This window comes from Shewanella sp. SM87, assembly GCF_025653705.1.
Classification (GTDB): Bacteria; Pseudomonadota; Gammaproteobacteria; order Enterobacterales; family Shewanellaceae; genus Shewanella; species Shewanella oncorhynchi.
The window spans coordinates 1-2,682 of sequence record NZ_JAKKSC010000070.1 but is presented as its reverse complement, the minus strand read 5'-3'; the positions used below and the strand labels follow the sequence as shown (position 1 = coordinate 2,682).

At 41.8% G+C, this 2,682-nt stretch carries 3 protein-coding genes; 2 read left to right on the top strand and 1 reads right to left on the bottom strand.

Annotated elements, in window-relative coordinates; all coding sequences use genetic code 11:
• The coding region (locus L5M11_RS23595) for an IS4 family transposase (RefSeq protein ID WP_263193434.1) at positions 1-950 on the top strand (950 nt) is incomplete at its 5' end.
• A gap of 117 nt (positions 951-1,067) precedes the next feature.
• Here L5M11_RS23595 and L5M11_RS23590 read toward each other — a convergent pair.
• Positions 1,068-1,673, bottom strand: coding sequence for a hypothetical protein (locus L5M11_RS23590; RefSeq protein ID WP_115334751.1), 606 nt, complete (start codon positions 1,671-1,673; stop codon positions 1,068-1,070).
• A gap of 835 nt (positions 1,674-2,508) precedes the next feature.
• On the opposite strand from L5M11_RS23590, the gene L5M11_RS23585 reads away from it, so the two are divergent.
• The coding region (locus tag L5M11_RS23585; RefSeq protein ID WP_263192006.1) for a transposase at positions 2,509-2,682 on the top strand (174 nt) is incomplete at its 3' end.

Below are 2,682 nucleotides of genomic sequence, written 5' to 3'. Positions count from 1 at the left end.
TCTGCGGCTCAAATCCGATGCCCATTATTCTTGTGGATTGGTCAGATGTGCGCGAACAACTGCGAATGATGACCTTACGCGCATCAATAAGTGTTAAAGGTCGCTCCATTACGTTGTACGAACGCACTTTTCTGTTTGAAGATTACAATGCCCCGCGCAGTCATAACGCTTTCTTAGCTGAGCTTGCTAACGTATTGCCGCCAGGATGCTGCCCGCTCATCGTCACCGATGCAGGTTATCGCAATACTTGGTTTAGGGAAGTCGAGCGCCATGGCTGGTTTTGGCTAGGTCGAGTTCGCGGTGATGTCAGTTTTATGCTCAACGGCCAAACATCATGGCAGTCAAATAAATCCCTCTACCCTAAGGCGAATTCAACCGCGAAATACATAGGTAGCGTCAAGTTAGCGCGCAAGTCTCCGCTACAATGTTGCCTGCACTTGTTTAAAGCTAAACCTAAGCTGCGTAAGGATAAACGTTCTTCTAAAGCTGGGCGAAATCACACCGCACAAAAGAGTTACAGCTTAGGGAGTAAAGAGCCTTGGCTACTCGCAACAAATCTACCGCCGGACTACTTTGGCCCTTCAAAGGTCGTCGATTTATATGCTAAGCGAATGCAAATTGAAGAAACCTTCCGCGATTTAAAAAGTCCGCAATATGGCATGGGCCTCAGACAAAGCCGCAGCAGTTGTCCAAAGCGATATGATGTATTGCTACTCATCGCTATACTCGCTGAAATTGTGTTGTGGTGTATTGGGTTAGCGGCGCAACACCTTGGATGGCAGCGATATTTTCAAGCCAATACAGTGAGAAAGCGTGCAGTGCTATCAATTGTTAGACTTGGAAAGGAAGTACGCAAAAGAGACAGATATCCGGTAAAGGAAACAATTTTTCGCTGGGCATTAATCGAATATATAAACTTAGTTCATGACGCTGGAAGACCCCAATTATGAGGGGATCCGCCAGCGCCCCCTGTTAAGGGGGGAGCAACACAATACCGAAGTCGCCGCATACCACCTTAAACACTTAAACCAACGCATGGTAAAAATACCACGCGTTGCGAATCACACTTAAACAGTTTGTAATTCCTTGGTTAACTCGCTCAGGGCAATAATCAACTGACGTTGAATGAACAGGTGCTGAAACAGTAACTTGTTCAGATCACTTGTCTTAGTAAACGAATGGAATTGTGCTGCTTCAGCTTCCGTGACCTGTGCTCTTCGCAATTTGTGTAAGCTTTCACTCGTTACATAATTCAATACAAATACGCTGTTAACGACATTTACGAGCGGCAACGCAAAATGAACTCTTAGGTTACGGATATCTTTAAACATTCTATTGATAGCTAATGGATCATTTTCTGATTGTTCGCCTCCATCAGAAGGCATAAACGTTTCTTTTGCCATTGATGTGTTCTTAAACATCTGGCTGGAGTAGCCTAAATTAAGCATGTCTAATTCTGCTGCCTCGCGAATAGAGATCACTGCGGCAAAATATGCGCTTAAAAACCAGTTTGCTTGAGGCAGGTTTTCTTCTTTTGCATCTAAGTTGGAAAACTGTTGAGCAAAGTATCTAGACTCATTAAAACGGTCTATAGCTGCTGGCAGCTTTTTAAGTTCACTTGTTTCAAATTCCGAAGTGATTACCTGATTCTCAAAGCCACTCACATATCTCATATCAATCTCTTACTATAAATTATCGGGAGAGGCATAACGTCTTAGTATTTATGCGCATGCGCGTTTATCATGTTAGACCAGTGAAAATGCGAATCGTTAACTATTTGTATGGCAAAGAACTTATCAGCTTTTTATCAAATACACTATCAAGAAAAACGCGCATACGCGTTTTACAAGCCTATTATCTAAGTTTCGCTTTATATAAGTAATTAATTTTAAATAATTTTAGATGTTAATGATTGAGATAACGCGCACAAACATTGACTTAAAAACACTCAGAGCTACGCATTTTTGAATACGACTGTCTAGCGCTCCAGTTTCGGCCACTTATGGTGAATTGCTGAAAGCAGAACATAGATGAGAATTTGTTGGGAAATGAGGTAGCTAGTTTGTGGTCAAACGCCCCGTGTTAACTCACTTTAGGGTATTAGCTTGTTAAGATAGATCGCCCTTGAATCTTATCGAAGTGAATAGAGGTTCATATAACTTCAGGTCACACGGACGTTATTCATTTAGATACTTATATTTCCATGTATGCTGAGAAGTTAGCCAGCATCTTGCGGCTTTAGGTGTTCCATTTCATTGAATATGTAGTCATTCAATATCACACGTTTGAAAAGTAACTTTCGCGTTACTTCAGGGACATCTACTTCATTACACACGGATTCAAACTCTTGGATAATCGTATTAATTTGCGAACTAATAATTTCTTCCGCTTTTTCGGCCTTAATATTGAAGCTTGGTGCTGCTCTCAGACAAAGTGTAGTGGCATAGTGAATTTGGCCACCTAATAAGAAATGTTATGATCTCATTCATAGCGAATTTAGGTGACAAAATGAATAAAAGTAAACGTGCTCGATATAGCGCAGCGATTAAACTCGAAACTGCCCAATTAGTCATTGACCAAGGCTATACACAAGAAGCGGCTGCCAAAGCCATGAACGTAGGTAAATCAACGGTCAGTAAGTGGGTAACGCAACTTCAGGTTGAACGCAAAGGGCTTACTCCT

Bases quoted from the DNA above. Each gene is read 5' to 3' on its own strand.
- L5M11_RS23590 (WP_115334751.1), bottom strand. From the start codon at position 1,673: ATGAGATATGTGAGTGGCTTTGAGAATCAGGTAATCACTTCGGAATTT.